Source organism: Streptomyces sp. NPDC056734, from assembly GCF_042790455.1.
Classification (GTDB): Bacteria; Actinomycetota; Actinomycetes; order Streptomycetales; family Streptomycetaceae; genus Streptomyces.
Genome location: NZ_JBHTZD010000001.1, coordinates 400358 through 422983 on the forward strand (window position 1 = coordinate 400358; position 22626 = coordinate 422983).

24 protein-coding genes are annotated in these 22626 nt (G+C 68.3%); 11 read left to right on the forward strand and 13 right to left on the reverse strand.

The features are described 5' to 3' along the window. Positions 1 to 145 precede the first annotated feature (145 nt). The gene (locus ACFRFC_RS01525) at positions 146 to 1192 is read left to right on the forward strand and encodes a helix-turn-helix transcriptional regulator (RefSeq protein WP_382679960.1); all 1047 of its coding nucleotides are present in this window, start codon (positions 146 to 148) and stop codon (positions 1190 to 1192) included. A gap of 102 nt (positions 1193 to 1294) precedes the next feature. Here the strand turns inward: ACFRFC_RS01525 and ACFRFC_RS01530 are convergent, their stop codons facing one another. The 4 genes from ACFRFC_RS01530 to ACFRFC_RS01545 all read right to left on the reverse strand — a co-directional run bounded on the left by ACFRFC_RS01530 (position 1295) and on the right by ACFRFC_RS01545 (position 6473). After that, the gene (locus ACFRFC_RS01530) at positions 1295 to 2578 is read right to left on the reverse strand and encodes a nitrate/nitrite transporter (protein ID WP_382679962.1); all 1284 of its coding nucleotides are present in this window, start codon (positions 2576 to 2578) and stop codon (positions 1295 to 1297) included. 366 nt (positions 2579 to 2944) lie between these two features. Continuing rightward, positions 2945 to 3844: a VOC family protein gene (locus ACFRFC_RS01535; RefSeq protein WP_382679963.1), complete on the reverse strand. Its 900-nt coding sequence runs from the start codon at positions 3842 to 3844 to the stop codon at positions 2945 to 2947. Positions 3845 to 3975: 131 nt separating this feature from the next. Further along, positions 3976 to 5415 carry an NAD-dependent succinate-semialdehyde dehydrogenase gene (locus ACFRFC_RS01540; protein WP_382679965.1) on the reverse strand — a complete coding sequence of 480 codons (1440 nt, stop codon included), beginning with the start codon at positions 5413 to 5415 and terminating at the stop codon, positions 3976 to 3978. Between the two features lie 41 nt (positions 5416 to 5456). Then, on the reverse strand, positions 5457 to 6473 hold the full coding sequence (locus ACFRFC_RS01545) for a dihydrodipicolinate synthase family protein (protein ID WP_382679967.1): 1017 nt from the start codon (positions 6471 to 6473) through the stop codon (positions 5457 to 5459). Positions 6474 to 6846: 373 nt separating this feature from the next. On the opposite strand from ACFRFC_RS01545, the gene ACFRFC_RS01550 reads away from it, so the two are divergent. The 7 genes from ACFRFC_RS01550 to ACFRFC_RS01580 all read left to right on the forward strand — a co-directional run bounded on the left by ACFRFC_RS01550 (position 6847) and on the right by ACFRFC_RS01580 (position 12356). After that, positions 6847 to 8190, forward strand: a complete 1344-nt coding sequence (locus ACFRFC_RS01550; RefSeq protein WP_382679969.1) for a Rieske 2Fe-2S domain-containing protein — start codon at positions 6847 to 6849, stop codon at positions 8188 to 8190. After that, positions 8187 to 8735 (forward strand): aromatic-ring-hydroxylating dioxygenase subunit beta, encoded by a 549-nt coding sequence (locus ACFRFC_RS01555; protein WP_382679971.1) that lies wholly within the window; start codon positions 8187 to 8189, stop codon positions 8733 to 8735. The genes ACFRFC_RS01550 and ACFRFC_RS01555 overlap by 4 nt, the downstream gene beginning before the upstream one ends. Further along, on the forward strand, positions 8736 to 9011 hold the full coding sequence (locus ACFRFC_RS01560) for a hypothetical protein (protein ID WP_382679973.1): 276 nt from the start codon (positions 8736 to 8738) through the stop codon (positions 9009 to 9011). It abuts the gene before it with no gap. Positions 9012 to 9089: 78 nt separating this feature from the next. After that, a complete protein-coding gene (locus tag ACFRFC_RS01565) occupies positions 9090 to 10076 on the forward strand; it encodes an ornithine cyclodeaminase family protein (RefSeq protein ID WP_382679975.1) in 987 nt (328 codons plus the stop codon). Beyond that, positions 10073 to 10867 carry an SDR family NAD(P)-dependent oxidoreductase gene (locus ACFRFC_RS01570; RefSeq protein WP_382679977.1) on the forward strand — a complete coding sequence of 265 codons (795 nt, stop codon included), beginning with the start codon at positions 10073 to 10075 and terminating at the stop codon, positions 10865 to 10867. The genes ACFRFC_RS01565 and ACFRFC_RS01570 overlap by 4 nt, the downstream gene beginning before the upstream one ends. Before the next feature lie 65 nt (positions 10868 to 10932). Continuing rightward, on the forward strand, positions 10933 to 11127 hold the full coding sequence (locus ACFRFC_RS01575) for a ferredoxin (protein ID WP_382679979.1): 195 nt from the start codon (positions 10933 to 10935) through the stop codon (positions 11125 to 11127). Further along, the gene (locus tag ACFRFC_RS01580; protein WP_382679981.1) at positions 11127 to 12356 is read left to right on the forward strand and encodes an NAD(P)/FAD-dependent oxidoreductase; all 1230 of its coding nucleotides are present in this window, start codon (positions 11127 to 11129) and stop codon (positions 12354 to 12356) included. Before ACFRFC_RS01575 ends, ACFRFC_RS01580 begins: the two co-directional genes overlap by 1 nt. A gap of 82 nt (positions 12357 to 12438) precedes the next feature. Here ACFRFC_RS01580 and ACFRFC_RS01585 read toward each other — a convergent pair whose 3' ends face one another. The 3 genes from ACFRFC_RS01585 to ACFRFC_RS01595 form a co-directional block, all read right to left on the reverse strand. Further along, positions 12439 to 13239: an IclR family transcriptional regulator gene (locus ACFRFC_RS01585; RefSeq protein WP_382679983.1), complete on the reverse strand. Its 801-nt coding sequence runs from the start codon at positions 13237 to 13239 to the stop codon at positions 12439 to 12441. Positions 13240 to 13446: 207 nt separating this feature from the next. Further along, the gene (locus tag ACFRFC_RS01590; RefSeq protein ID WP_382679985.1) at positions 13447 to 14913 is read right to left on the reverse strand and encodes a catalase; all 1467 of its coding nucleotides are present in this window, start codon (positions 14911 to 14913) and stop codon (positions 13447 to 13449) included. Positions 14914 to 14921: 8 nt separating this feature from the next. Continuing rightward, complete coding sequence (locus ACFRFC_RS01595; protein WP_382679987.1) at positions 14922 to 15383, reverse strand: Fur family transcriptional regulator; 462 nt, start codon at positions 15381 to 15383, stop codon at positions 14922 to 14924. Positions 15384 to 15825: 442 nt separating this feature from the next. Here ACFRFC_RS01595 and ACFRFC_RS01600 point away from each other — a divergent pair, with 442 nt between their 5' ends. From ACFRFC_RS01600 to ACFRFC_RS01610, 3 genes are all read left to right on the forward strand, one after another. After that, the gene (locus tag ACFRFC_RS01600) at positions 15826 to 16653 is read left to right on the forward strand and encodes a hypothetical protein (RefSeq protein ID WP_382679989.1); all 828 of its coding nucleotides are present in this window, start codon (positions 15826 to 15828) and stop codon (positions 16651 to 16653) included. Positions 16654 to 16870: 217 nt separating this feature from the next. Then, positions 16871 to 17143, forward strand: coding sequence for a hypothetical protein (locus ACFRFC_RS01605; RefSeq protein ID WP_382679991.1), 273 nt, complete (start codon positions 16871 to 16873; stop codon positions 17141 to 17143). Then, positions 17140 to 17283, forward strand: coding sequence for a hypothetical protein (locus tag ACFRFC_RS01610; protein ID WP_382679993.1), 144 nt, complete (start codon positions 17140 to 17142; stop codon positions 17281 to 17283). Before ACFRFC_RS01605 ends, ACFRFC_RS01610 begins: the two co-directional genes overlap by 4 nt. Before the next feature lie 26 nt (positions 17284 to 17309). Here ACFRFC_RS01610 and ACFRFC_RS01615 read toward each other — a convergent pair whose 3' ends face one another. Genes ACFRFC_RS01615 through ACFRFC_RS01640 form a run of 6 tightly spaced genes read right to left on the reverse strand, consistent with a single transcriptional unit; the run spans position 17310 to position 22519 of the window. Beyond that, a complete protein-coding gene (locus ACFRFC_RS01615; RefSeq protein WP_382679994.1) occupies positions 17310 to 18200 on the reverse strand; it encodes an ABC transporter ATP-binding protein in 891 nt (296 codons plus the stop codon). Then, positions 18197 to 18973: an ABC transporter permease gene (locus ACFRFC_RS01620; RefSeq protein WP_382679996.1), complete on the reverse strand. Its 777-nt coding sequence runs from the start codon at positions 18971 to 18973 to the stop codon at positions 18197 to 18199. Before ACFRFC_RS01620 ends, ACFRFC_RS01615 begins: the two co-directional genes overlap by 4 nt. Beyond that, positions 18970 to 19758 (reverse strand): ABC transporter permease, encoded by a 789-nt coding sequence (locus ACFRFC_RS01625; protein ID WP_382679998.1) that lies wholly within the window; start codon positions 19756 to 19758, stop codon positions 18970 to 18972. Before ACFRFC_RS01625 ends, ACFRFC_RS01620 begins: the two co-directional genes overlap by 4 nt. 19 nt (positions 19759 to 19777) lie before the next feature. Beyond that, positions 19778 to 20761, reverse strand: a complete 984-nt coding sequence (locus ACFRFC_RS01630) for an ABC transporter substrate-binding protein (RefSeq protein ID WP_382680000.1) — start codon at positions 20759 to 20761, stop codon at positions 19778 to 19780. A 45-nt stretch (positions 20762 to 20806) separates the two neighbouring features. After that, positions 20807 to 21973, reverse strand: a complete 1167-nt coding sequence (locus ACFRFC_RS01635; protein ID WP_382680002.1) for an alpha/beta hydrolase family protein — start codon at positions 21971 to 21973, stop codon at positions 20807 to 20809. Positions 21974 to 22012: 39 nt separating this feature from the next. Further along, positions 22013 to 22519, reverse strand: a complete 507-nt coding sequence (locus ACFRFC_RS01640; RefSeq protein ID WP_382680004.1) for a cupin domain-containing protein — start codon at positions 22517 to 22519, stop codon at positions 22013 to 22015. Between the last annotated feature and the right edge of the window lie 107 nt (positions 22520 to 22626).

A 22626-nucleotide genomic window follows, 5' to 3' on the forward strand; every position in this document is an offset into this window, starting at 1 on the left:
TCGATGTGACAGCTGTGCGCCGTCGGGTGCCGATGCCGGGCGGCGGCTGCCGTGACCCGGGGGCATGCCTCCCGAACGGCTCGTATGCCACGATGGCAGAGGTAGAGGACAGGATGTGTCCGGTACTCCAGGAAGTGTGGGTGTCATGCAGAAAACGTCCGCCCGGCTGCTCGCGCTGCTCTCGCTCCTCCAGACGCCCCGCGACTGGTCCGGCGATGATCTCGCCGAGCGACTCGGCATCACCTCGCGCACCGTGCGCCGTGACATCGACCGTCTGCGCGAACTCGACTACCCGATCAGGACCGTCAAAGGACCGGCCGGCGGCTACCGCCTGGAGGCCGGCACCCACCTGCCGCCCATGCTGTTCGACGACGAGCAGGCCGTCGCCCTGGCCGTCGCGCTGCGGACCGCGGCCGCCGGCACCACCGTCGCCGAAGACGCGTCCCGCGCGCTGGCCACCCTCAGCCAGGTCATGCCACCGCGCCTGCGCCACCGCATCGACCTGCTGCACATCACCGCGGTCCAACCACCCGCGGCGTCCGGCGACACCCCCCGGGCCGACGCCCAGGTCCTGATGGACCTGAGCCGCGCCATCCACACCCGCGAGGAACTGCGCTTCGACTACACCCCCAGCTCACGCATCGCCACCTCAAGCACCCCCACCTCCGCCACCCCCACCTCAAGCACCCCGGCCGATGACGCCCGCCGCGTGCAACCCCACCACCTGGTCACCTGGCGTCAGCGCTGGTATCTGGTGGCCTGGGACCTCCACCGCGAGGACTGGCGCACCTTCCGCGTCGACCGCATCAAGCCCCGCACACCCACCGGCCCCCGCTTCGCCCCGCGCGACCTCCCCGGCGGCACCGTCTCCACCTTCATCACCAGCCGATTCCGCGGCAACGACGGCACCACCCCCGACTGGCCCTGCCAAGGCGAAGTCATCCTTCACCTCCCGGCCGCCGACGTAGCTCCCTTCGCCGAGGACGCGATCGTGGAGGAGCTCGGCCCCCACCACTGCCGGCTCACTCTCGGCTCCTGGTCATGGACCGGACTCGCCGCCGCCATCGGCCGCTTCGACACCGACATCGAGGTCATCGGCCCGCCCCACCTGGCCACCGCATTCGGAAACCTCGCCGCCCGCTACGCCCACGCCGCCCGCACCGAAGGACCGGAGACCGTCCCGGCACGGTGAGAACGGAACTCACCACGCCACGCAACTCGTGCTCACACAGAGGTGGGTTCGCGGTAGGGCTGAGAGACATGAACGGTCCGTGTCCACCGGCACTATGATCAGCTACTTCGCTCGACCATTCGCTGTCTCTGGTCCCGCGCCGGGAACGGAGTCGGCCGGCCGGTTCGGTCGCAGGGCCGGGGAAGAGCCGATGGCGGCGGGCGCCGGACGCGGTCGGCCGAGGAGTCCTATCAGGGCCGTCAGCGCGGAGAGGGCGCCGAGTGTGGCCCACCCGGCGCCGTAGCCCGCTGTGGGGACGATCTTTCCGAAGGCGATGGGGAGGGCGAAGCCGCCGATCGCGGCGAAGGTGAGCATGAGTCCGATCGCGGTCCCGATGTGCTCGGCGTCGACGCGTGAGATCTCCGCGGGGACACACAGCCACGCGGGGAAGCTGAAGAGGAAGATGAAGCCGATCAGGGCCGAGAGGAACCACAGCAGGGGAGCCGACCGGACCGGGACCAGGAAGAGGGCGGCACTCATGGCGAGGAACGGCACCACCATGATCAACCGGTAGTTCCTCAGCCGGTCCGCCACATATCCGCCGAGCAGACTGCCCGGGATTCCCGCCAGGGCGAGCACCGCGCCGAGCAGCCCCCCTTGGCCGCTGGTGAAGCCGAGTTCGTCGATCGCGTACTCACCGATCAGTTGCGACGCGGTCATATAGGCGCCGTACACCCCGACCATGGCCGCCCCGTAGATCCACAGCTGCCGGTCCCACAACGCCTTGGCGAGACCCTCTCTGGTGATCTCGGCACCGGCGAGTCCTGCCACGTCGGGTGGGGTGGCGAACCACGCGGCGACGGCAGCGGCCACGAAGAGGTTGAGGACTCCGCAGACGATCAGCATCGTCCGCCAGCCGAGGGCATCGGTGAGCGCGACGCACCCGTACAGGCCCAGCGCGGCTCCGACACTGAACGCGGCGCCTCCGGTGACGCCCAGCGCGAAGTTGATCTCGTGGTTGCGGAACCAGACGCTGACCGCGCTCACCGACACCGAGAGGAAGATCGATCCGCCGATTCCCGCCAGGACGCGGTAGACGGCGAGGTCGGTGTACTCGACGGCGATTCCGGAGAGTATGCCGCCGACGCTCTCCAGCGTGATGCCCAGGACGAGGGTGCGTTTGAGGCCGAGCCGGGTCGCGAGCAGCCCGGCGGGAATGTGGACGACGCCGTACCCGATCAGGAACAGGGCGATCAGGAAGGCCAACTGGCTGAAGGACGCGCCCAGTTCCTCGCCGACCGGGGTGAATGCCGAGGCGATGTTGAACCAGTTGAGCGTCAGACCCATGTAGCCGGCCACCAGGAGAGCCAGCATGCGCCATCGGGCGGCGTAGATGTCTTCGGACATGGCGGGAGATCCCTTCGAGTAGGTGCGCCCCGTGAGCGGGGCAAGTGGGGGGGACCGACCGTCAACCGGTGGGGGAGGGCGATTTCATCGCGCGTGGGGGTGGTTGCCGCGCCGGCGCCGCGGTACGGGGTGGCGGCGCCGTAAGCCCGTTCCGGCGGGTCGGGGGACGGCGGCCGCCGAACCGAGCACGGGCCGATCAGAAGACGGTGCCGGCCCAGTGCCACGCCGTGCCGCCCGCGTTCTTCAGGGGATGGCGATCACCTGGAAGCCCTGCGGCACGCGCGTGGCCCTACGCGGCCCGCCGTCACCCGCGGCGCCGATGTCGACACGTCCCCTCGGCGAGCAGTCTCCAGCCGTCGCCGTTCCTCAGATGCGCGGCGGTGTCCACAGGACGGGGTCGTTGGCCGGTGTCATCTTCGCGAGCACCAGTTCGTCGAAGGCGTTGGCCGTTCCCCACTGGTCCTGTTCCTCGGGCGTGGTGCCCCAGACCTTGGGTGTCCAGCCGTGCTCCTCGTCGATGCGGATCAGTTCGGTCGTGTACTCCATGACGAAGCCGCTCGACGGCTCCTGGAAGTACGAGTACGTGTTGTCCCCGGCGCCGTGCCGCCCGGGACCCCACAGCGGCTGGACGCCCGCGCGCATGATCCGGCCCGTTCCGCGCATGAACTCGTCGAGGCCGTTGAGTTCGAAGGACACATGGTTCAGGCTCGTGTGCTTCGACCTCGCGAACGCCACGATGTGGTGCCAGCTCCCGGTGCGCAGGAAGCAGAAGAAGTCCTGGAGCCAGTCGGAGATCTTGAAGCCCAGCACGGCGCCGTACCACGCGACCGTCCGGTTCACATCAGGGGTGTTGAACACCACGTGGCTGATGAACTTCGGCCTGGACTCGCCGCGTTCGACCGGCCGGTGGGAGCGCTGCTCGACCTCGGTCGCCAGTTCCAGGGCGCGGCCGTCGCAGTCGAAGAAGGCGCACGCGTAGCCGCCGCCCAGCTCGGGCCGCTCGCCGGGCTCACGGATGATCTTGGCGCCGCTCCGGGCGACGCGCTCGAACAGCACGTCCACCCCGGCCCGGTCGCGTACGTCGAACGTGGTCAGCTCGATCCCGGCGACGTCGTTGCCGCGCAGTTTGACAATGTAGTTGCTGGGACACCCGGACCCGAAGTAGCTCCGGCCCCGGTCCTCCTCGACCAGGTCCAGCTGCCAGAGATCCCGGTAGAAGCCCCGCGCCACGGGCAGATCCGCCACGGCGATCGCGACGGACCGCACGCTCGTGATCGGATGAGGGCTGAGGGGCGAGGCGTGGACAGGGGTGGACGGGGTGGACAGGGACATATGACTCTCGCTTTCTGGCCGAGGGCTCGGCCGTCGTCGCCCCCGGGTGGGGGCGGTGACCACGCTCACCAGTCAGTGGCGATGTACTTCGACTCCATGAATTCGAGCATTCCTTCAAAACCGCCCTCGCGGCCGAGACCGCTCTCCTTGACCCCGCCGAACGGCGCCGCGGGATCCGAGAGCAGACCGCGGTTGACGGCGACCATCCCGGCCTCCAGTTCGCCCGCCATCCGCAGCCCTCGGCGCAGATCAGCGGTGTAGACGTACGCCGCGAGCCCCAGAGGGGTGTCATTGGCGGCCCGGACGACCTCGTCGTCGGTGTCGAAGGCGATGAGAGCCGCGACGGGGCCGAAGATCTCCGCACGGACGATGTCCGCCTCGGGCGGGACGTCCACGAGGACGGTGGGCGCGTAGAACGCCCCTTCCCGCCGCGGCCGTTCGCCGCCCGTGAGGATCCGTGCCCCCGCGGCCACCGCGGACTCCACCAGGTCGGCGACCTTGTCGACGGCACGGCTGTTGATCAGCGGCCCGCATTCGCTCGCGGGGTCGGTTCCCGGACCGACGGCCAGCGCGGCGAACCGGTCGGCCAGCCGACGGGAGACCGTCCCGATGAGGGAGCGGTGGACATAGACCCGGTTGGCGGCGGTGCACGCCTGCCCGCCATTGCGCATCTTCGCGATCATCAGACCCTCGATCACCTCGTCCACGTCGGCGTCGTCGAGCACGATGAAGGGCGCGTTCCCGCCCAGTTCCATGCTGGACTTGAGCACCGTGTCGGCGGCTTCGCGCAGCAGCACGCGTCCCACCTCGGTGGAGCCGGTGAACGACAGGGCCCGCACCCGCGGGTCGTGCAGCATCGCGCGCACCACCTCGCCGGACCGGCTGGTGGTGACGACGTTGATCACACCGTCGGGCACACCCGCCTCCGCGCACAGCCGGGCGATCAGATAGGCGGTGAGCGGGGTCTCGGCGGCCGGCTTGAGCACGACCGGGCATCCGGCGGCCAGCGCCGGCGCGAGCTTCCGGGTGGCCATGGCGGCGGGGAAGTTCCACGGGGTGATCAGCACGGCGACGCCGATGGGCTCGTAGGTCACCATGATCCGATGGGTGCCGCCGGGCGAGACACCGAGGTGGCCCGCCGCCCGTACCGCCTCCTCGGAGTACCACCGGAAGAACTCCGCGGCGTAGGCGACCTCGCCCCGGGCGTCGGCGAGGGTCTTGCCGTTCTCCGCCGAGATCAGCCGGGCGATGTCGTCCGCGCGCTCGGTCATCAGCTCCCAGCAGCGCCGCAGGATCTCGGCCCGGTGCCGGGGGCTGGTCGCCCGCCAGGAAGCAAACGCCCCGGCCGCCGCGTCGACGGCTGCCAGGCCGTCCTCGACGCCGGCGTCCGGCACGGCGCCGAGCGGCTTCCCGGAGGACGGGTCGCGGACCTCGATCGGGTCACGCGGGCGATTGGGCGGTGCCGCGCCGATGATGAGATCGGGGAACAGTGGTTCGGTGGACATCGTCATCGAAGATCCTTCGCTCTTTGGGCGGGGGAGCGGCATCAGGCCGGGTTGCGGCCGGTGAAGAACTCGTGGTCCGGGGAGTCGGTGACATCGAGCCCGCCGGCCACGGCAGCGGCGCGGAGCTGCGCCATCTGGCCGTCGTTGATGCGGGACAGCGGCGCGCGCAGGGGACCGCCGTTGAACCCGTTGAGCCACCCCTGGTACTTCCACAGATAGCGGTGGACCATCGCGGTGCCCGCCACGGCCTGTCCGACGACGGCGGAGTCGGCCTCGCGCACCGGGTGGATCCGCCAGTAGATCTCCATCGCGTCGTCGAAGCGGCCCTCGCGCATGAGATCGAAGTAGCGCGCGACCCAGGGGCCGTACGCCTCGTAGTTCGAGGTCCCCATCCACTGCATCCCGTACATCGAGTGCCATGCCGGGGAGTTGGACTCGATCGGGTCCATGACGATGACCTGGTCCCGGTACTTGTGGAAGATCTCGGCGATACCGCCGACCCCCGGGCCGCCGACCTCGCTCTTCACCGCGACGACATTGGGGATCTCGTCGATCATCCGGCCGATCAGCCGGGGTGAGAAATGGCTCGGGTGCAGCCGCCGGAAGTTCCACAGGTGCATGGCGAAGACGATGACGCCGAGGTTGGTGCTGTCGGCGACGGCCTTGGTGTAGTCGAAGACCTCCTGCTCGGTCCGCGGGTAGAAGGTGAGCGGGTAGGACAGCAGGACGTACGTCGCACCGCGCTTCTCCGACTCCTGGACCAGACGGATGTTGTCCTGGAGGGTCGGCAGCGCGGCGTGGACGACGATCTGGAGGTCGTCCCCGGCCTCGTCGACCGCGACCTCGGTGATACGGAGCAGTTCCTCGAAGGTGGTGCCGCACTCCGAGACGATGAGCGCGGAGGACATCCCCAGCTGCTTCTCCAGGCCGATGTCATGCCGGACGGCACGCTCGTTGACCTTGCTCAGATCGCTGGTGAACGTCGGCAGCAGGCATCCGCAGATGCCCTTCATGTTCTCCCTGGCCCATGCGCGGGCTTCCAGACGTGAGTAGCTCATGGACGGATCTCCGTTCGACGGGACTGACGCGGATCACGACGGACCGGCACGGACCTGGACGCTGGACGCGACGGAGACGGGGCTCGACGCGCCTGAAGCGGTCCGGATGTCTCGATATCCAGATACTGGATGACGTAACCGCTCGGTGGATAGTGGCGGAGGCTAGCAACCGGAGATCGGCCGGTCAACAGCTCGCCCCTGTCTGCTGTCGACCACGGCGATGGACGGGAGGGATCGGGGCCTCTCTGTGCACTTCCGGGGGCATTGACACCCGGCATTCACGGTTGTAGCTTCACCGCACCCACTGAGTGGATAGCGTATCCACTATCTGGATATCGCTGGATATTGCCTGCTCGGAGACAGGAGTCTGCGGATGATCAGGGCAGAAACGACCGAAACCCGGGTGAGCCGGCAGTCGTACTGGGGCGACGACGAGTTCCAGCTGGAGATGGAGCGAATCTTCCGGCGATGCTGGCTCTTCGTGGCGCACGAGAGCGAGATCGCCCGCCCCGGCGACTACGTCACCAGGAACCTGGGCGGTGAGGACGTCATCGTGACCCGCGACGAGAGCGGGGACATCCGGGCGTTCCTCAACTCGTGCACCCACCGGGGCACCCAGCTGTGCCGGGCCGACCTCGGCAACTCCTCACACTTCAGGTGCAGTTACCACGGCTGGACGTTCTCCAACTCCGGCGACCTCAAAGGCGTCCCGGAACGCAAACAGGTCTTCGACGCCTCCTTCGACAAGTCCGCGTTCGGCCTGGTGCGCGTCCCCCATGTGGACACCTTCCACGGCCTGGTGTTCGCCAGCTGGAACCCGGACGCCCCACCCCTGGCCGAGGAACTGGGCCCCGCCGCCTGGTACCTGCGCGGGGTCCTCGACAAGGCCGGTGACCTGGTCGCGGCCGGCCCCCCGGCCCGCGCCCGCGTCCGGACCAACTGGAAACTCGGATCGGAGAACTTCGCCGGCGACGGATACCACCTGGCGACCACCCACCAGAGCCCGATCGAACTGGGCACCTACCTCAACACCGAAGCGTTCCCCCAGCTCGAAGGGGTGTCGATGGCCGGTATGCGAGGGAGGTGCGTCGTCGCAGGAAACGGCCACACCTTCCGCGTACAGCACTACGACCTGCCCGGGACGGAGCCCGTCTTCCTCGGCTACCCGCCCGAGAAGTGGCCGGAGATGGCGGAGAGCCTGGACACCGGCCAGATCGACCTGATGTCACGGATGTCCGTGCTCCACGGGAACATCTTCCCCAACCTGTCGCTCATCGACGCCGCCGCGCTCACCTCCGGCGACGACACCCCGGCCGTGTCCTACGTCCAGTTCCGCGCCTGGCGCCCCCTCGACAGCATGCACTGCGAGCTGATGCTCTGGGCGCTCGTACCGAAGTGGTACGACGACCAGCAGCGCACCGACTCCCTGCGGGCCAACCTGCGCATGGTCGGCCTGGCGGGCATCTTCGACACCGACGACCTCCAGAACTGGACCAGCGTCGCGGACATGAGCCGGGGCGCGGTGTCACGGACCGCGGACTTCGTCTACGAGGGCGGACTCTCGGCCCCGAAGGACACCGAGAAGCCCTGGCCGGGCGACGTCTACGACATCGACCACTCCGAGACCAATCAGCGCGAGCTGTACCGGCGCTGGGCGGAGCTGATGAACGACACCTCGTTCGTCCCCACCGCGGCGGGGCGGAGGTCGGCCCGATGAACGCACTGGCGGAACACCTCCGGCACAGCGGGACACCCGACCCTGAGACATCGAGCGCGCTGAGCCACTTCTACGATGTCGAGGCGCGACTGCTGGACACCTACGCATACCCCCGGTGGCTGCCACTGCTGGAGGACGGGTTCGTCTACCGAGTCCCCGTCACGGTCACCCGCGACGATCCGTCGCTCGCGCCGAACGTGCCCGGGGCCTACCTGGTCGACGAGTCACGGGAGTCACTGGCATCCCTGTGGGCCCGCCGCTTCGAACCGGAGCACATCGACTTCGCCTGGGGCGAGGTGCCGCTCCACCGCATACGGCGGTTCGTCAGCAACGTGGTGGCTGAACCCGGCGAACGGGTCGGCGAGTTCATCGTCACCAGCAATGTGCTGATCAGCGTCACCCATCAGTCGCAACCCGCCGTCATCGCACCCGCGGGACGACGTGACGTGGTGCGCCGCCGCCCGGACGGCTGGGGGCTGGTGAGCCGCACCGCCGTCCTGGACGAGAGCGTCGTCAGACTGCCGCACCTGCGGATGGTGATCTGAGTGCCGCCGCAGGCCCCCCGCACCAGCGCTCCCGCGACCGACGAGCACCACGTCGTCGAGTCGGAGTTCACCGTGGTGAACGAGTTCACCGCCGTACGCATCAGCAAGGTCAGGACCCGCAACGGCCACCGGGTCGAGATCCGGTCGCTGCGGCTGGGCCATCACCTCCAGCTCGACCCGCTCGCCCTCGAAAGCATCAGCTGGCAGTCACCCGATGTGTTCTCCCAGTTCCTCGACCAGCCCTTCGGGCCCGCGCCGGGCCCCACCCCTCGATGACCCGGCCACGCCACCTCACCGCTACGGCTACCGCTACCGCTACCGCTACCGCTACCGCTACTGAGAGAGACCCCGAACATGCTTCTCCTGACGGACGACGAGGTCCGCGCCTGTCTGCGGATGGACCAGCTCGTCGACGCCCTGCGCGACGGCTACCGCATCGAGGCTGACGGCGGCGCCCACCTGCCCGACCGCGTCAACCTCGCCGCCCGGCCCGGCTTCTTCCGCCTCATGCCCGCCGTCGTCGGCGGCGCCCACGTCATGGGCTTCAAGGTCTTCAACCAGGTGAGCGCGGGCGGCGTCCAGTACCTGATCGGCCTGTACGACGAGAGCTCGGGCGAGCTGCTGGCCCAGCTCGACGGCGCCTATCTCACCGCCGCGCGGACCGGCGCGGCGACCGGAGTGGCGGCGGGCCTGCTCGGTCCGCGCGGCCCGGTCGAGGTCGGACTGATCGGCTCCGGACTGGAGGCGGAGACGAATCTCGCGGGCACCTGCGCGGCCCTCGACGTCACCGCCGTCTCGGTCTTCAGCCCGAACACCGAGCGCCGGGAGCGATTCGCCCGGCGCATGGCCGAGCGGCTGGGAATCCCCGTGGTCCCGGTGGACACCGCCGAACAGGCGGCCTCGGCCGCGGTGGTGGTCGTGGCGACCAACACCGGCATGGGCACCGGGCGAGTGGCCCTGCGCGGGAAGTGGCTCAGCCCCGGCGCGACCGTTCTGTCGATCGGCTCCACCATGCCGGAGCTGCGCGAACTCGACGTCGAGGTGATCGACCGCGCCCACCTGGTCGTCAGCGACGCACCCGCCCAGGCCCGCGGCGAGTCCGGCGATCTGATCGCCGCCGACGAAGCCGGAGCACTGAGCGGCAAGCTGAGGTCACTCGCCGAACTCACTGCCCCCCAAGGGGCACCCCGCGAGCACCCAGCGGACATCGCCGTCTACAAATCCGTCGGCACCGCACTGCAAGACCTCATCGCGGCCCGCCTGGTGTACGAGCACGCGCGCACCGCCGGAATCGGCATCGAGGTCGACCTCCTGCGGGTCAGGAAGCCGGCGGGGTCATGAGCGCCCCCGGCGCCGCCCGGCGCGTGGCCCTGGTCACCGGCGCCGCCAGCGGAATCGGCGCCGCGACCGCCCGGGCCCTCGCCCGCGCCGGATACGCCGTGGCGGCCTGTGACCTGTCCGGTCCCGGAGCGCGCGAGACCGCCGACGGCATCCGCTCCACCGGCGCGAGAGCCACGGCGTACCACGTGGATGTCACGGACGAGACGGCCGTCGCCGACGCGGTACGCGCCACCGAGCACGAACTGGGCCCGCTGGACGTCGTCGTGCACGCGGCGGGCATCTTCGACCAGAACCAGCCCTTCACCGAACTCACCGACGACGTATGGGAACTGGTGCTCCGCGTGAATGTCAGGGGCACGGCCAACACACTGCGCGCCGCACTCCCCGCCCTGGCCGCCCGTGGCCACGGCAGCATCATCACCGTGGCCTCGTCGGCGGGCCTCGTCCCCCGGGGCGGCGGCGCCGCGTACATCGCCTCCAAGCACGCGGTGGTGGGTCTGACCCTGAAGGTGGCCGCCGAGGCCGCCGCCCAGGGTGTCCGGGTCAACGCGGTCGCCCCCGGCTGGATCCCGACCCGGCTCTTCCGGACCAGCGCGAGCGCCCTGCGCTCCGGGACGGCCCGGCCGGGCGAGATCCCCGAGGAACCGGCCCCCGTCGGCGGCACGGTCCCGATGGGGCGGCCCGGCACCGCCGACGAGGTCGCGGACGGGATCGTCTTCCTCGCCGGTGACCGCTCCCGCTACATCACCGGCACCGTCCTGCCGATCGACGGCGGCTATCTCCTCGCGTGACGAGGCCGCGTCTCCTCCCGTAACAGCCGGCATCCCGGCGCATTTCACGATCCAGAGGTACTGCCATGAAAGTGACCGCCCATCTCACCAAGTGCCGTGGCTACGGCAGTTGCATGCTCGAAGCCCCGACCGTGTTCGATCTGGACGAGGACGAGAACCGGGTCGTCGTACTCGACGAGGAACCGGCGGAGGAACTGCGCGCCACCACCGAACGCGCCGTACGATCCTGTCCGGCCCGCGCCCTTCAGGTGACCGGCTGATGGCCCCGCCCCAGCAGGTGACGATCGTCGGCGCCTCCCTCGGCGGGATGTCGCTCGCCCAGGAACTGCGCCGGCTCGGCTACGACGGAAGGCTGACGGTGATCGGCGCGGAGCGGACCCGCGCCCACTACGACCGCACCCAGCTGTCCAAGGACCTGCTGACCGGCCGCGCCGAACCCGATTCCCTGTACCTGGCGACCGAGGACGAGATCGCCGCTCTCACGCTCGACCTGCGCACGGGCCGCCGGGCCACCGCCCTGCGCACGGGCGCGGACGGCACGACCGTCACCGTCGACGACGGATCGTCCCTGGTCGCGGAGGTCGTCGTGATCGCCACGGGTTCCGCTGCCCGCCGGCCGCGATTCCCGTCCGGCCTACGGGGTGTCCACTGCCTGCGCGGCCTGGAGGACGGCCTCGCACTGCGCGCCGCGCTGGCCGACGCGGAGAAGGTCGTGGTCCTGGGAGCGGGCTTCATCGGCTGTGAGGTCGCCGCCGCCGCACGGGAACTCGGCCGCGAGGTGACCGTGGTCGACGTCCAGCCGGTGCCGATGCACGGGGTGCTGGGACCCGTCGTCGGCGACCACTTCAGGCGGCTGCACCAGGCCCGGGGCACCACGTTCGAACTCGGCACCGGCGTCGACGGTCTGGTCGGGGACGGTCAGGTCCGTGGCGTACGGCTGGCCGACGGCCGGGTCCTGGACGCGGACCTGGTGGTCATCGGGTTCGGCGGCGTCCCGGAGACCCGATGGCTGGAGGGATCGGGCGTGGCCCTGGACAACGGGGTGCTCTGCGACGACGCGGGCCGCACCACGGCCTCCGGTGTGTTCGCCCTCGGGGACGCTGCCCGCTGGCACTCGCCCCGGCACGGCTGCCCCGTACGCTCAGAACACTGGAACCATGTGGGGCTCCAGGCGTCCGTGGTCGCCGAGAACATCGTCGCCGGGGCGGTGACCAGGCGGTCCGCCCCGGTGGCCCGGCTCGATGCGCTGCCTTCCTTCTGGACCGATCAGTTCGGCACCCGGATGCAACTGATCGGGGCACCCGCCCCCGAGGACAGCGTCCACATCCTCGCCGGCGCACCAGGGGAGTCCGGTCTGGTCGCGGTGTACACCCGGGACGGACATGCCACCGCCGCCGTGGCCGTGGACGCGCCACGCGCACTGATCCGCCATCACGCACAGGTGGCGGCCGGTGCCCCCTGGCCGCCGCCCGCGCGGGCCACTCACTGACCAGCACGACCAAGAGCCCCGCGGAAGGCCGCGGACACACCGGGCGTGGCACGCACCTCACGGCGACAGCGGCGCCTGATCCCTACCGGGGCGCGACCTTGCCCCGCCACCCGAGCAACTGGGACAGCGACGCGGCCAGCCCGAGCGTGACCTCTCGGATTTCCGCGGGGTCGTGCCCGTCCTTGCGTCCGGTGACGATGGACGCCGACCCCACCACAGCGCCCCCGGCGTTGCGCACCGGGGCGGCGGTCGCTGTCGTCGCCGAGGTGATGTCCGGGTCGGTGGTCACCACCCCTGAGCTGCGCGCCCCGTCGAGGACACTCAGCAACCCGGCCGCGTCGGTGATGGCCGTCTCGTCCTCGACGGACGTGAAGTGGGCTACATAGGCGGCACAGAAATCGTCCGGCGCGAAGGCCAGCAGAACCAGCCCACGCGCGCCGACATGCAGTGGATACGGGCGATAGGTATTGGCATACGAAAGGCTGGGAACCGGATCCCGTGGCTCGACACTCGCGATCGCGATGGAGGCATACGCCTCCCGCTCGGCGATCTGCACAAAACCGCCCACCCGATCGGCAGCGGTCCGCATCAGCGGCTCACCCGTATGGAACAGCGGGTGCTCATTCAGATAGGACGACCCGATCGCGAACAGCCGACGGCCCACGTAATGCAGCCCGGTCGCCTCGTCCCGGTGCACGAATCCATGCTCACGGAGGTAGACGAGGGTGCGGTGCGCTGTCGCCCACTTCGAGGAGGTACGCTCGGCCAGCTCCGTCGCCCGCATCGGTTTCTCGGCGAGGTACTCCAGCATCTGCATGGCCCTGTGCATGCTCTGCATCGAGCTGGACGTGGACCCGCGAGCCGTGTCCCCACTTTCGAACATCGCAAAAATCTACCACGGGCGATAACAGCCCTGATCATCGACGCCGGGCAGCTGTGACGAGCTTTACCGGCGGCGACGTCGTGGCGCCAGCGTGTGGTCGCGCGATGCCCCGCGAGCGGGCCTGTGAGTAAGTGAGTAGTGGGGGGGCTGACGCGGCCGACCCGCTGTCGGTCGGCCGCGTCAACCCCAGCCCCGGCGCCGGCCTGCTCAGAGCGCGCCGAGGGCCTCGCAGGCCTTGCGCACGCCTTCGCCGTAGGCGGGATCGGCGTTGCCGCAGTTGTCGATGTGCTTCAGGACCGTCCTGTGCTGGGCGCCCTTGATCGCGCGGGCGGTGTTGTCGAAGAGTGCCTGCTGTTCGTCCGGGGTCATGGACCGGAACAGGATGCCGGGCTGTGTGAAGTAGTCGTCGTCGTCCTCGCGGAAGTCGAAGTGGTCGGCCGTCGCTCCGATGGCCTGGGCGGGGTCGGCGTAGCCCGGCTGTTCCGCCCACCGGCCGAAGTTGTTGGGTTCGACGCCGGGGACACCACCCTGGTTGCCGTCGACGCGCATGGCCCCGTCGCGGTGGTAGGTGTTGACGAGTTTGGCGCCGCGCGGGTGGTTGACCGGGATCTGGTGGTGGTTGACGCCGACCCGGTAGCGGGCGGCGTCACCGTAGGAGAACAGCCGTCCCTGGAGCATTTTGTCCGGGCTGAAGGAGATGCCGGGGACGAGGTTGGCCGGGGTGAAGGCTGCCTGCTCGATATCGGCGAAGTAGTTGTCCGGGTTGCGGTTGAGTTCGAATTCACCGACCTCGATGAGCGGGTAGTCCTGCTTGCTCCACACCTTGGTGAGGTCGAAGGGGTGGAATCGATAGGTGCCCGCGTCGGACTCGGGCATGATCTGCACGAAAAGGGTCCACTTCGGGAATTCGCCGCGCTCGATGGACTCGTACAGGTCCCGCCCGTGCGATTCGCGGTCGTGGGCGATGACGTTCGCCGCTTCCTCGTCCGTGAGGTTCTCGATGCCCTGCTGGGTGCGGAAGTGGAACTTGACCCAGTTCCGTTCACCGGCGGCGTTGATCAGGCTGAAGGTGTGCGAGCCGAATCCGTGCATGTGCCGGTAGGACCGGGGAATCCCCCGGTCGCTCATGACGATGGTGACCTGGTGCAGGGACTCGGGAAGGCCGGTCCAGAATCCCCAGTTGTTCTCGGGATCGCGGAGGTTGGTGCGGGGGTCCCGCTTGACCGCGCGGTTGAGGTCCGGGAACTTCAGCGGGTCGCGGTGGAAGAACACCGGTGTGTTGTTGCCGACGACGTCCCAGTTGCCTTCCTCGGTGTAGAAGCGCACCGAGAAACCCCGGATGTCGCGTTCCGCGTCGGCGGCGCCGCGCTCGCCCGCGACGGTGGAGAACCGGGCGACCATCTCGCATTCATTGCCGACCTTGCCGAAGATCGCGGCCTTGGTGTAGTGAGAAATATCGTGCGTGACCCGGAACGTACCGAAAGCGCCGGATCCCTTGGCGTGCATACGACGCTCGGGAATGACCTCACGGTCGAAGTGGGCGAGCTTCTCGATGAGCCACAGATCCTGCAAGAGCAGCGGACCCCGGGCACCGGCGCTCATACTGTTCTGGTTGTCCGTGACGGGTGCTCCCGCCGCGGTGGTCAACGGGCGGGTGTTCTCTTCGAAAGCCATTTCATCTCCTAAGGGTTTGTGGGCGCCGTGTTCAAGTCGCGTGGCCGTTCGGGGGAGTCGGTGCACGAAAGACACGTTCCCCAGAAGACGACTTCGGCTTCGAGGACGACGAAGCCATCGGTCGCCGACGGCGTCAGACAGGGCCGCCTCCCCACGGCACAGTCGACATCGGCGACAGCACCGCAGGCCCGGCACACGGCATGGTGGTGATTGTCACCGGCGCACAGCTCGAAAAGCCCGGGCGAGCCGGACGGCTGGAACTTACGCACGAGTCCGGCCTCGACCAGCGCGGCCAGCACGTTGTAGATGGCCTGGTGCGACGCCGCACCGATCTCTTCTCGTACGGTGCGGGCGACGAATCCGGCGTCGGAGTGCGGGTGCTGCTCCAGTACGTTCAGCACGGCAGTTCGCTGCGCGGTGACACGCAGGGAGGCCCCCCGCAATCGTTCCGCCTGATCTCTGACAGGCAACTGGCATCACCTCACTGCTTCCGGAGCGTCGTTCTGGACGCTCTCGGTGAAACACCGATGAGCGTCCCGGCGATCACGTCAGGTGCGAGGAATCCAGAGCCATGGGCCATGCACTGACTTGACTGAGTCCAGTGTTTGGGTGGCCCGGACTCTTGCCCACCGCATGAACGGACCTCCATCCCACGGATCCGGACAAGTGGAGGGCTTGCTCGGTTGCGTCATGGGTGCCTCCGGGCAGGGTGGTTCGGGCGGAGTCGGCTGCGTTCCGGGATGTTCAACAGGACGGGGCAACGTCGAGGCGCCTCGACAGTGCCGGAAGGGCTCTGACCATGGCCGGCGAGACATGTGCTGCCCTGCTGGCGACCGGGACACCGCCGGAGGCGATCATCTCGTCAGATAGGCTGCCGCCTCTGGAAATAGCGTCTTCTCGAAGAGGTTGTGAATGAAGACAGACAGACGAACCGTCGCGGTGGCCACGCTCGTGGGGGCGCTGGGGCTCTCGGTGCTGAACGCGCCGACGGCTCAGGCGGCGGACACCGGTATCACCGTGTCGGGCATCGTCATCAACAACGGCAAGCCGATCGTCGTCGGCACGTCGCAGGAGATAGAACCACCCATCAGTTTCAACCTCGCGCTGCCTTCCGGGTACAGCACCGGCAACCCCTTCCGCTATGACGCGTACCCCTTCCTGTACCGAGGCAGCATCAAGACGGCGGCCGACACCGGAGCGAACTTCATCCAGCCGGGCAGCTACACCTGCTACGAGATCGACTCCAAGCGGGCCAGCTGCGAGGGCAACCTCTATATCGACCCGCACCCGAGCCAGGAGCACGTCGACTCCAACAGCGACGCCACGACCTGGAAGGTCGGCGTCTCGCTGAAGCTGTGGAAGGCCGACGGCGGCCTCAAGACCGGGGAACTGGAGACGCGGTCCGCGACGGCCCAGCTCAGGCGTGCGGCCAAGGCGACCGCCAACGCCTCGCCGGAGCCGGTCACCAAGGGCAAGCCGATCACTGTCACGGGCAAGCTGACCCGGGCGAACTGGAGCACGAAGAAGTACGACGCCTACAGCGGCCGTACGGTCAGCCTCCAGTTCCGGGCCAAGGGTGCCGACGCCTTCAAGACGGTCAAGAAGGTCACCGCCAGCAGCACCGGGGGTCTGAAAGCCACGGTCACCGCCTCGGTCGACGGCTCCTACCGCTGGGTGTACTCCGGCGACGCCACGACCGGCGTCGCCACCAGCCCGGCCGACTACGTCGACGTCCGCTGACGCCCTCGGCACACTGACCCGTCCCTGGCCGGTCGCGCCGCCCAGCAGTTCTGCCAGGCCCTGACGCGCACATCATCCGGGCACGAGCAGAGGGGCACCGCCCCCGGGAGGAGCCGGATCGGAAGAAATCCGGTGGGACGGCGGGCGCCCATCGTGGGGCCACCTCGGGTGCGGGCACAAGAGGCCGGGCCCGTCGCATTCCGCTGCGACGGGCCCGGTGAGTGACGACTCCCAGGTCCAGCCCGCGTCACGCCCCCGCGACAGCAGGTCGACCACCGTGAACAGCTGGTCGGCGAGGCCCCCGACCTCGTACCGCTGCCACTTGCCGGTGTCGATGGACGCCGGGCCGTACGCGGCGACCTCGTCGGGAGCCAGGGCGTCGAACCACATCGAGGCGTACAGCGCCCGTAAGACGGAACGCCCCCTGGTCCTCCACCCGGACGGCACCATCGAGATGAACGTGGGACCGGTGGAATTCAAGAGGCGGTGACCGCCACCGAACGTTTCCTTCAGCAACACGGCCACGAGGGCGAGGTGACGGTGCCCGTGACAAAGGTGGTGGTGCTGCCCTCCTGGAACAGCCGGCCGATGGCGGCCGACCGTATGCCCAGGACCACCGCGACGGCGTGAGGTCCGGTTGACCCGGGCCGGGGCCGTCACATGGCTGCCTCTCCCGAGTGGCCGTACATGGCTTTGGAGGCGTCGTGGATCAGCGTGTGGACCCTGGAGCGTAGCTCCGCGAACTCCGGTAGCGCCCGGGTCTGGAGTCGATCGCGCACGGGCCCGAAGGGGACTCGTAGCGTATCGACCACCGAGGCGGGGGAGCCGCCGAGGACCACGATCGTGTCGGCCAGATAGATCGCCTCATCGATGTCGTGGGTGATCAGGATGATTGCCTGACCGCTTTCTTCGCGCACCCTCAGTGTCAGGTCTTCGAGTTCGCCGCGGGTCTGGGCGTCGACCGACGCGAAGGGTTCGTCCATCAGCAGCACCGGGGGACCGAAGGCGAGAGCACGGGCGATGGCGACCCGCTGCTGCATGCCCCCGGAGAGCTGCCATGGCCTGCTCCGGCAGTGACCGTCGAGGTTCACCTCGGCGATCGCGCTCTGCACACGGGCACGCCGCTCACTGCTGGACATCCGGCCGAGCAGCGGGAGAGCGACGTTGTCCTCGACCGTCATCCAGGGCATGAGTGAACGGCTGTAGTCCTGGAACACCAGACCGATGTCCCGGCTGGGACCCGTCAGCTTCTCGCCCTTGATGAGCACCTCGCCGTACGTGGCGATCTGAAGGCCCGCGATACACCGGAGGATCGTGGTCTTCCCCACCCCGGACGGCCCGACGATGCACACGAACTCGCTCGGGCCGACGGTGAAGGAGACCTCACCGAGGACGCGTCGCCGGTTCTTCTTGACGGCGTACTCGTGGCCCACGGAGCGGACCTCGACCAGGTGAGATGCGGGGGCGTCCGTCGGACGCTCGTCGACGGTCATGGGGCGGGCTCCTCGGGCCTTCTTCAGAAAAGGGGTGGCGGCGTCGTGACTCATACCGGCTCCCTCCGGGACTTGGTCGGCGGATAGTTGCGGAGCAGGAACCGTTCCGCCGAGCGGAAGAGCACGCTCAGGACGTAGCCCGTCACCCCGAGCACCACCATCCCGCTCCACATGTCGACCACGGCCCAGCTCCGCTGTGAGCTAAGGACAAAGTGCCCGATCCCATGAGCGGAACCCTGCATCTCGCTGACGACGATGAGCGCGATCGAGATGTAGAGCGCGGTCCTGGCCCCGGCGATGATCTGCGGGAGTGCCACACCCAGACGAACCCGGAAGAACCGGCTGACCTGTGACAGCCGGAAAGCCTCCTCGAGATCGCGAACACTGGGGTCGATACCCTGGACCGCGGCGACCGTATTGATCAGGACGGGCCATACGGCTCCGAACGCGATCACGGTGATCCGCATGCTCTCGTCGAGCCCCAGCAGAAGGATCGCCACAGGCAGGACGGCAACTGCCGGCATGGCCCGCGCGAACTCGAGGATGGGGTCGAGCGCATCGCACAGGCGGCGGAGGCTGCCGATGAGCAGCCCTGCCAGCACACCCGCCACGACCGCGATCACATACCCGATCAGCATGTTGCGCAGACTCGGCAGCAGGTCGGTCACCGTGTTGTCGAAGATCCACAGTTCACGGACGGTCGACATGATGTTGGCGAGCGACGGGAAGTAGAGACTCGTACTGTTCGCCGAGAGCAGCCACCAGAGCACCAGCAGACCGACGGGCAGCCAGAGAGAGATGACGATCTTGCGCAGGATCGGCGTCATGTGGATCGCCTCCTCACGGACGGATGCCAACTGATCAGCGCACGTTCGACGGTGCGCATCGCCAGGTTCAGAGCAACTCCGAGGAACGCGGTGGCGATCGCCAGAGCCTGTACGTCGTCCCCGCGGCCGGCCTGCTGCGCCGTGATCAGCTCACCGCCGAGCCCCGCCGCCCCGCCTACGTACTCCGAGGCGATGGACAGCAGGAGCGCGAGGGTGAGGGCGACACGGACGCCGACGAGGATCCCGGGAAGGCTCGCCGGCAGATAGACCTTCAGCCAGCGGAACCGCCTGCCGATCCCGAACGCGTCCAGCACGTCGTGCTGGAGCGGGTCCACCTCACGGATCGCATCGGTGGTCCGGTTCAGCAACGGCCAGCAAGCACCGTAACTGATCAGCAAGAGCTTCATGGGGAGTGTCGGCCCGAACATGAGAAGGCCGAGGGGCAGGAAGCAGACCGCGGGGATGGCACTCACGAAGTCGAGCAGGAAGCGGCTGCTCGCATGGGCGAAGCTGCTGACTCCCACCAGCATTCCCAAGGGAACCGCGATCGCGACCGCGATGGCGAGTCCCAGGCTCGTGCTCAGCAGAGTCTGTGCGACAGCGCTCCACAGCACCGTGCCCTTCACCAGGGTCACGAGCGCCAGGGTGGTCCGCCAGGGTGACACGATGCCCGTGATCGCGGTGCTGGCCAGGGCCCAGACGGCCAGGAGTGCCGCGACGGCGAGGAGCCGTCGCAGAACCCCGGCCGAGCGGAGTTCTCCGACACGGCGCACGGCGCCGTTCACCACTAGAGAACTCACCGGTTCATCCCGTCAGATCGACGGTGAGCGAGTCGATGTCCGGCTCCTTGTCGAGCATCTTGTACTTGAGTGCAAGATCCACGAGCACATTGAGGCTGGAGAAGTCGGTCAGGCTGTCCGTGAAGGTGGGGAATCGCATGACATTGATCACCTCCGGTTCCACGGTCATATAGGTCGCGGCGACAGTCCGGGCGAGATCCCGGTCCTTGTTCACCAGATGCCCCGCTTCCTCGACCGAGGCCGCGAAATCCGCGAGGACATCAGCATTGTTGGTCGTGGAGTCCTTCGTAGCCACCCACAGGGTTCCGGACACCCCCTGCGTTCCGACTGCCTGAGGTGCCAGCGGGTACAGTCCGCGCTGCTCGGCCGCGGTCGAGTAGGGCTCCGTGATCAACGCGCCCGCCACATCGCCGCTCTCGACGGCGTCAGCCATCGAGGCGGGAGCGAGTTCCACGTACTCGACCTTGCTGGAGTCGCCACCCAGGGTGTCGATCGTGGATTTGGCTGACAGCTCGTGATAGCCGTCGAGCGCACTCACCGCGAACTTCTTCCCCGACAGATCATCCACCGTGACGGATTTGTCCTTGGTGAAGATGATCGCAGGATCGAGGGTCACGTCACTCGGCTGGATCGTCGAGATTCCGAAGACCGAGAGCGGCAGTCCGTTGGTGGCTGCCGAAATGGTGCCGAACCCGTCTCCGATGGTCACATCGAGCTGGTCGTTCACCAGCATCGGTATGGCCTCGGCACCGTTGGTGACCGTCACGTAGTCAACTTTGATGTTGTGTTCGGCGAAGATGCCTTCCTCCTCCGCCGTGTACACGGACAGAGAGTTCGCGGTCGCCGACACTCCGACCCGGAGTTCGCGGAGCCCGCTGGATTCGGGCGTCCCAGAAGATGAGCTGTCCGTGCCGCCGCACGCCGAGATCAGCGTGAGAGTCACGAGGGCCGCGCCGAGCGCGGGGAGTGAACGTGGGTTGCAACGCACCGGGTACCTCCTTGTACACAGTCGTTCAGGAACTGGTGGTGCTGTCTAGCTGCTGACGTCGGCCGCATGCCGGTTTCGGCAATTCACATCGACGAGCCAATCGACGATGGTCGGGACGGTCGTCGGGGTGAAGCCCATATGGCCCGCTTCGTAGAGCCGGATGGACTTCGGGCGCCCGTGGCGCGCCAGGAGATACATGTCCTCGGGTGAGATCGTGCGGTCGTGGACGCCATTGACCAGGATCATCGGCGCGCTCGGGCTGTCGATGATTTTGGTGTCCAGGAGCGAGAGTGCCGGGAGTGACGCCGTGAACTCGTGCTCGTCCGCGCTGCCCATGACGGTCGCCAGGGCACGGGTGAACGCACATGGATACTCTCCGCGGTCCACCCAGCGGTCAAGCCACTCGGCCTGGAAGCTGTAGTGCGCCGGGCCGCCGTGGTTGATCGCCGCGTGGAAACGCTGCGCGTGGGTGTGGCCGGCCCGGGCGGCCCAGTAGCCGCCCAGGCTCGTACCGAGGATCGACCGGAAGCCGGTGAGGTCCGGCCGGGTGCCGGCCCAGTCGAGGATCGCGTCCCACATGGCGTCGGCGGCCGGCGTCATCCGGACGGGAGACTGCCCTGTTCCCGGCGCGTCGACAGCCAGCACCGCGAACCCCGCTGCGATGTAGGGACCCACGACGACGGTGACCAGCTCCTCCTTCCACACATCGAGGCCGCCGACAGCGACCAGGAGGGGGAACGGGCCGGCACCTTCGGGGAGCGCCAGCACACAGGGGAGCGGACCGAGTGCCGAGGTGACTGCCACGAACTCGATGTCATCTCTGTCGGCATGTGCCCGCCGAAAGTACTCGACGCTGCGATCGTATGCGTCACCTTTGAGTGCGGTGTCGATGCAGGGGTAGCGGGCGATGTGAGCGTAGTCATAGGCCATCATCCACGCCGATGCCGCGCCCTCGGAACCGGGGCCGGCCTCCCGCGCCCGCGTCGCCCAGTCCGACGCCAGGTGGAGAAATGCCCCGGCCCATTCGTCGGAGGCGGGTGAGCGGAGCTGATCGATGGCCGCCACGCTCTCCTCCGCCGCGGAGACGGAGAAGAAGGGATTCAGGCCGACCTCGGCACGCTTGCGGAGAATGGCGAGCGCATGGTCGACGGGTCGCTCAGTGATTGTGGTCATCGTGGGTTTCCGGTTTCCTGCCGTCAACGGCGACGGCATGGTTCGCTGCTGGCCACCACTTCTCGGAGGTGCTCGCGCTCAGTGGTCCGCCGCGTTCACGAGTACGACCGTGAGCATGCACGGTGTGTCGGACCGGTTGCTCCAGGCGTGATTGTTGCCGCGGATGATGGCGGTGTCCCCCGGAGTCATCAGCACCTCATCGGTGTCGGTCACGAGGAACACCGATCCTGACACACAGGTCACGAAATCGACTGTCGCGGTGCGGTGCATACCCGGATGAAGCTTGAGATCGGCCTCGCTCGGCATATGGGACTGGTCGAAGGCGTTGTGGATCTCCGCCATGACCGACCGGTGACGGGCCGGGTCGGGGTCATCCGGCGCGATTTCGAGCGCGCGGAATATCACCCCGGACGGTCCGGGCTCACGTGCCGTGACCTCGGCAGACAGGTCATCCGCGTCGGTGCTGGGCGGATATGACTGCGTGATCCAGAGTGTGGACCGCCAGTAGTAGCCCTCGCGATGCTGAGCGTTGGAGATCTGAGTGTCGACGACCTTGGACACACCGTCCGGGTCCTGGCCGATCACGTAGCGATGGAGCTTCGCCATGCTTATCCTGGTCCGTTTCTTCTTTGTCGTGCCCCGACCTGTGTCAGGTTCACGAACTGTGCGGAGACGCCGTTGAGCCAGTGGTG